Origin of the sequence: Neolewinella marina, from assembly GCF_002631205.1 — a bacterium.
GTDB lineage: Bacteria > Bacteroidota > Bacteroidia > Chitinophagales > Saprospiraceae > Neolewinella > Neolewinella marina.
Genome location: NZ_PDLO01000015.1, coordinates 22,222 through 28,221, shown reverse-complemented (window position 1 = coordinate 28,221; position 6,000 = coordinate 22,222). Strand labels below are relative to the sequence as shown.

General features: G+C 63.1%; 4 protein-coding genes and 2 rRNA genes. 4 read left to right on the top strand and 2 right to left on the bottom strand.

The window, feature by feature from the left end; translation table 11 throughout:
- The 4 genes from CGL56_RS17945 to CGL56_RS17930 form a co-directional block, all read left to right on the top strand.
- Window positions 1-90, top strand: a 23S ribosomal RNA gene (locus tag CGL56_RS17945); the annotation flags it as partial.
- A gap of 241 nt (window positions 91-331) precedes the next feature.
- Window positions 332-444, top strand: a 5S ribosomal RNA gene (gene rrf, locus CGL56_RS17940).
- 195 nt (window positions 445-639) lie between these two features.
- Window positions 640-1,572, top strand: a complete 933-nt coding sequence (locus CGL56_RS17935; RefSeq protein WP_099107968.1) for a 2-dehydro-3-deoxygalactonokinase — start codon at window positions 640-642, stop codon at window positions 1,570-1,572.
- Entirely contained in the window at window positions 1,562-2,212 is a 651-nt protein-coding gene (locus CGL56_RS17930) for a bifunctional 4-hydroxy-2-oxoglutarate aldolase/2-dehydro-3-deoxy-phosphogluconate aldolase (RefSeq protein WP_099107967.1), read from the top strand. The genes CGL56_RS17935 and CGL56_RS17930 overlap by 11 nt, the downstream gene beginning before the upstream one ends.
- An 81-nt stretch (window positions 2,213-2,293) precedes the next feature.
- Here the strand turns inward: CGL56_RS17930 and CGL56_RS17925 are convergent, their stop codons facing one another.
- Both CGL56_RS17925 and dgoD read right to left on the bottom strand, forming a co-directional pair.
- Window positions 2,294-3,574 (bottom strand): MFS transporter, encoded by a 1,281-nt coding sequence (locus CGL56_RS17925; RefSeq protein WP_099107970.1) that lies wholly within the window; start codon window positions 3,572-3,574, stop codon window positions 2,294-2,296.
- An 11-nt stretch (window positions 3,575-3,585) separates the two neighbouring features.
- On the bottom strand, window positions 3,586-4,743 hold the full coding sequence (gene dgoD, locus CGL56_RS17920; RefSeq protein ID WP_099107966.1) for a galactonate dehydratase: 1,158 nt from the start codon (window positions 4,741-4,743) through the stop codon (window positions 3,586-3,588).
- Window positions 4,744-6,000 lie beyond the last annotated feature (1,257 nt).

Below are 6,000 nucleotides of genomic sequence, written 5' to 3'. Positions count from 1 at the left end.
TCGCAGAAGATGACTGCGTTGATAGGCTGTAGGTGGAAGTGTGGTAACGCATGGAGCCGAGCAGTACTAATCGCCCGACAGCTTCCTTTTATTTTTTCTTCGAAATGGGTTAATGGTAGTGGTTGAATCAACCGGCCTGAGACTTATGAGTATTGAAAAGTAACTGGCAGCACGCTTGTTAGAGGGAAAAGTATTTCCTTCGCAATTACGGTCTTTGGTTGATCGGTCAATCCGATCGAGCCGTTGAAAAGGACTGAAGCTCTCTTATCTAACTTGTTGATCGTTATCAAAAGAAACGACCGTCGGCGCTCAGGCGTCGGTGGACAAAGACTTTGGTGGCTATTGCGGGCAGGATCACCTCTTACCATTCCGAACAGAGAAGTTAAGCTGCCCCGCGCCGATGGTACTTGGGTTCGTCCCCGGGAGAGTAGGTCGCCGCCAATTTAATGAAAGCCTCATCGCTACCCAGCGGTGGGGCTTTCTCCGTTAGTACGACGCGGTCTCAGACCGCGCCAGTAAGATGCGGCCTCCGGCCGCGCTGGTAAAAAGCGGCCTCAGGCCGCGAAGTACAACGCGGTTTCCAACCGCGAGGCGAGCGCCGCTCCCAGTATTCGCTGTACATTCCCCCAAATCAAGCGCATGTACTTCATCAGCTGCGACTGGGGCACCACCAACTTCCGCCTCCGGGCCGTGGAAACCAATACCGCAGCAGTACGCGCAGAGTGGAACACCGACCAGGGCATTCGTGCCACCAACGAGGGCTTCCTGGCCAGTGGGCAGGCCGGGCGCTTCGACTTCTTCGCCGCCTACTTATCCGAACAGATCGACCAGCTACCGGCCGAATACCGTCGCGCGCCGATGGTGGCCTCCGGGATGGCCTCGGCCAACATCGGAATGTGCGAACTGCCCTACGCCAACCTGCCCATTAATCCATCGGGCGACAACCTCATCACCCGGCGGTTCACCTTGCCCGCCGGCAACGACTTGCTGTTGATCTCCGGGGTGCGTACCGCGGACAGCATCATGCGGGGGGAGGAAGTCCAGGCGCTGGGCCTCATGGCCAACATGCCGGATGACGGGACCCTCATCCTGCCGGGTACCCATAGCAAGCACCTGACGTACGAAGGCGGGGCCTTCACCGATTTCTCCACCTACCTCACCGGCGAGCTCTTCGCCTTGCTGACGAACCACGGCATCCTGTCGGGATCCGTAGCCGCCGGGCCGTTCGATGCGGCCGCCGAAGCGGCCTTCGGGGAGGGCGTGGAGCAGGGGCGGTCGGGTAGTCTCAGCCGCAGCCTGTTCGGGGTGAGGGTTCGACAGGTCGTGCACGGACATACCCCGGAAACCAACTACTACTACCTCAGCGGACTGCTGCTCGGGGAGGAGCTGGGCGGACTGGCCAATACCCAGGGCACCGTATACCTGGCGGCCGCCGAGCCGGTCTTTTCCCTCTACCACCGCGCCCTCACTACGTTGGTGGTCAGCGATCGCCTGCGAAGCTTTGGTGGCGATGCGCTGGAAAGCGCGTTACTTGCGGGCCAAATCAAAATCCTCCTGCAGCATGGCGGCTGAAACGCTGTTTTCCTGGTCCCTTTTCCAGCGCACCCCCATCATTGGCATCCTGCGGGGTGCCTCCCCCGACGAATGCCGCCGGGTAGCCGAAGTATGCGCCGTGGCCGATTTCCATACCCTGGAAGTCACCATGAATACTCCGGGCGCCACCGATATTATCGCTGACCTGGTAAGCTCCTTCCCCGAGCTGAACATCGGGGCGGGGACCGTCTGCAACCTCGACGACTTCGAGGACGCCGTCGCCGCCGGCGCGCGCTTTATCGTCACCCCCGTACTCGATGAGGACGTCATCGTAGCCGCCGTCGCCCAGGACCTGCCCGTCTTCCCCGGGGCGTTCACCCCGACGGAGATCTACCGCGCCTGGAGCCTCGGAGCAACGGCCGTCAAACTGTTTCCCGCCGGCCAACTGGGCCCCGCCTACATGCGCGACGTGCTGTCGCCCCTGAACGAGGTACGCATGCTGCCCACCGGTGGGGTAAGCAAGAAAAACATCCGGGAGTGGTTCGCGGCCGGCGCCACCGGCGTGGGGATGGGCAGCTCCCTCCTGGACGCCGAGCTGATCCGCCAGAAGGATTACGCTGGTCTCCGTCGCCATCTCCAGAGCGTGAAGGCGGAGATTGCCGACCTGCTCGGCCAATAGGCGCGGCCGCGGGTGCCGGGGAAGCGCGGAGGAGCCGGGCTACCTGAGTTGAACCCTGGAACCCGCGTACGCGCCCAACAATTACCGCCAGCTCTCCTCCACGCGCTCGATCTTGCCCACGAGGAAGAGGTAGCTGCAGAGCCCGAGAAAGGCCATGAAGCCCACGAAGAGCAGGGCGGGGGTGAAGTCGCCCCCCCGGGCCAGGTAGCCGATGACGGTGGGCGATACCACGGCCCCCAGTCCGCCGATGAAGTTGAATACCCCACCTACCAGTCCGATCAGCCGCTTCGGGGCCAGCAGGGAAACGAAGACCCAGGTGATGGACGCCAGCCCGTTGCCGAAGAAGGCGATCGCCAGAAAGAAGATGATGAGGGCGGTATGGTCGGTGTAGTTCGCCCCGATGATGAGGATCGACAGCAGCATGCCCAGGATGATGGGCCCCTTGCGGGAAGCCTCGTTGGAAACGCCGCGCCGCACCAGGAAATCGGAGACGAAGCCCGACAGCAGCACCCCCACGAAGGCCGCTAGGAAGGGGATGCTGGCCAGGAAACCGAACTTGATGAAGTCCAGTCCCCGGAACTCCACCAGGTAAGTAGGGAACCAGGTGAGGAAGAAGGTGAACAGGGTGACCAGGCAGAACTGCCCCAGGTAGATGCCCCACAGCTTGCGGTGGATGAAGGCCTCACGGAGGTCCCGAAGGGTGAAGTTGACGCGGCCGTCGGCGGCATCCTGTTTTTCGGCGCCGATGAGTCCGCCGCCCTCCGCGATGAGGTCGAGTTCGTCCTGGCTGACGGATTCGTGCTCCCGGGGGTCGCGGTACAGGAACCACCAGACGACGGCCCACACCAGGCCCACGACGCCGGAGAAGATGAACAGTCCGCGCCAGCCGAAGTAGGCCTGGATGGCCACCAGCACGGGCGTGAGGAAGGCCAACCCGATGAATTGTCCGGAGGTATAGACCGCAATGGCCGAGGCCCGCTCCCGGTCCGGGAACCAGCTGGTCACGATGCGGTTGTTGGTGGGGTAGGAGGGCGCCTCGAATACGCCTACCGCCGCCCGGAGCCCGATGAGGGCGGCCAGTGAGCTCACCAGTCCCTGCAGCAGGGTAGCGAGCGACCACAGCACCAGGATGATGGGGTAGAGCAGCCGCGGGCGCAGGTGGTCGGCCAGTACCCCGCCGGGAATCTGTAGCAGGGAGTAGGTGAGGCCGAAGGCGGAGAAGATGAGTCCCAGCTGCACCTTGGTCAGTTCCAGCTCCTCCCCGATGGCGGCGGCGGCGACGGAGATGTTGCTCCGGTCCATGTAGTTGATCACCACCGTGACGAAGACGAGGGCGAGGATGTTGTAGCGTTTTCTGGTCATCAGGGTCCGGGCTACCATTCCGTGACCGAGCCGTCGGCGTTGCGCCAGATGGGGCTCTTCCAGTTGTGTCCTTCGCGGGCGGCTTCCCTCACCTTGTCCTCGTCAATTTCGATGCCGAGTCCCGGTCCGGTGAGCAGGGGCACGTGGCCGTCGCGCAGCTGGAAGCCGTCGGGGTCCACGAGGTAGTCGGTGAGGTCGGCCCCCACGTTGTAGTGGATGCCCAGGCTGGTTTCCTGGATGAGGGCGTTGATGCAGTTGAAGTCGACCTGCAGGGCGGCGGCGAAGCTGATGGGGCCGAGCGGACAGTGGGGCGCCAGGGCCACGTCGTAGGCCTCGGCCAGGGTAGCGATCTTCTTTACCTCGGTGATGCCGCCGGCGTGGCTCAAGTCGGGCTGCACGATGTCCACCGCGTTCTGCTCGAGGATGCGCTTGAAGTCCCAGCGGGAGTACATCCGCTCTCCGGTGGCCATGGGGATGGAGGTGAAGTCGTGGAGGGCCTTCAGGGCGTCGTTATTCTCGGCCAGCACCAGCTCTTCCAGGAAGAAGGGGTGGTAGGGTTCCAGTACCCGGGCGATGGCCTTGGCCTGCCCCTTGTGGACGCGGCCGTGGAGGTCGACGCCGATCAGCACCTCATCGCCGACGGCCTCCCGCATGGCGGCCATCTTGTCGCCCACCGCCGCCACCTTGGCCGGGGTATCGATCCACTCCATCTGGTCGCAGATCGTCATTTTGACGGCTGTGAACCCATTCTCTACCCGCTTGCGGGCCGCGGCGGCCAGGGCCTCCGGGGTTTCTCCGCCAATCCAGCCGTACACCCGCATCCGGTCGCGGACGGCCCCGCCCAGCAGCTCATGCACTGGTACGCCGAGGGCCTTGCCCTTGATGTCCCACATCGCCTGGTCGATGCCCGAGAGCGCGCTCATCAGCACCGGTCCGCCCCGGTAGAAGCCCCCCCGGTAGACCATCTGCCAGAAGTCCTCGATCCGGTGCGCCGAGTGCCCTACGATATGCTCCTCCAGCTCCCGCACGCAGGCCTCCACGGTGGCCGCCCGGCCCTCCACTACCGGTTCCCCCCAACCGACGATGCCTTCGGCGGTGGTCAGTTTGAGGAACAGCCAGCGGGGGGCTACCTTGAAGAGTTCTACCTGGGTGATGATTAGGTCTTGCATGGGAGTCAAGGGGTGAAGGGGTGAATGGGCGTTGCATTTGTCCCTCGCTTCGCTCGGGTTCGTCAAGGGATCACGGGGTTAAGGGTATAAGGGGTCAAGGCGGTGTTGCATTTGTCCCTCGCTTCGCTCGGGCCGGGGCACCAGTTACGTGGCCTTGCTACCGATTGCATGAATGTAGTGATCGATTGGGACATTCTGGCGCGGAGGAGGTGGAAGTTACTCGCTGCTGTTTTGGGGGCGGCCACGGGTTGAGCGCTTTCCATCGCGAGAACCAGTACCGCGGCGGCCATGAGTCGGGCCTGGAGCCCCTCCACCCGAAAGGAACGAACTACTGAGGCACGGAGGCCACGGGCTGAGCGCCTCCCGGCGCGATAATCATTGCCGCGGCGGCCATGAGTCGGGCCTGGAGCCCCTCCGCCCGAAAGGAACGAACCACGGAGGCACGGAGGGGCACCGAGGCGTAACCATTTTCTCCGTGCCCCTCAGTGACTCTGTGGTTGTAGTCCTCAGCTCGGCCCGCCACCTTTAGGGCAGGAGCACAGTGAGTGGACCCGCAAATACTACTCTTCTCCCGGCCCTGGAAGGGACGGGTAAAACGAGCGGGGTCAGTTCCGCGGGGGAACACCGCGGAAGGGGCCCTGCGGGTATGGCGTTCGCGAACCACACCAAGCAGTGCCGTGCGGCAGCCAAATCGAATATCAAGAATCGAGTATCGCATATCAAGCGGTAACCTCCAAGGCATATAGCACTCGGCCCAAAGGGCCTCGGCCTAAGTGGGAAGCACGGAGGAATCGGGCTGAGCGCCTCCCGGCGCGATGATCGGTACCGCGGCGGCCTTTAGTCGGGCCTGGAGGCCCTCCGCCCTAAAGAAACGAACCACAGAGTCACGGAGGACCACCGAGGCGTAACCATTTTCTCCGTGCCCCTCAGTGACTCTGTGGTGTCCCCAAGCTCGGCCCGCCACCTTTAAGGCAGGAGCACAGTGAGTGGACCCGCAAATACTACTCTCCTCCCGGCCCTGGAAGGGACGAGTAAAATGAGCGGGGTCAGTTTCGCGGGGGAACACCGCGGAAGGGGCCCCGCGGGTATGGCGTTCACGAGCGGCAGTGAAATCGCACATCAAGAATCGAGTATCGAGAATCGCATATCAAGCGGCAACCTCGGAGGTATATAGCACTCGGCCCAAAGGGCTTCGGCCTAAGTAGGAAGCACGGAGGAATCGGGCTGAGCGTCTCCCGGCGCGATAATCAGTACCAC

Excerpts from the sequence above, each read along its gene's own strand:
- CGL56_RS17935 (WP_099107968.1), top strand. The coding sequence starts at position 640 with ATGTACTTCATCAGCTGCGACTGGGGCACCACCAACTTCCGCCTCCGG.
- dgoD (WP_099107966.1), bottom strand. The coding sequence starts at position 4,743 with ATGCAAGACCTAATCATCACCCAGGTAGAACTCTTCAAGGTAGCCCCC.
- CGL56_RS17925 (WP_099107970.1), bottom strand. The coding sequence starts at position 3,574 with ATGACCAGAAAACGCTACAACATCCTCGCCCTCGTCTTCGTCACGGTG.
- CGL56_RS17930 (WP_099107967.1), top strand. The coding sequence starts at position 1,562 with ATGGCGGCTGAAACGCTGTTTTCCTGGTCCCTTTTCCAGCGCACCCCC.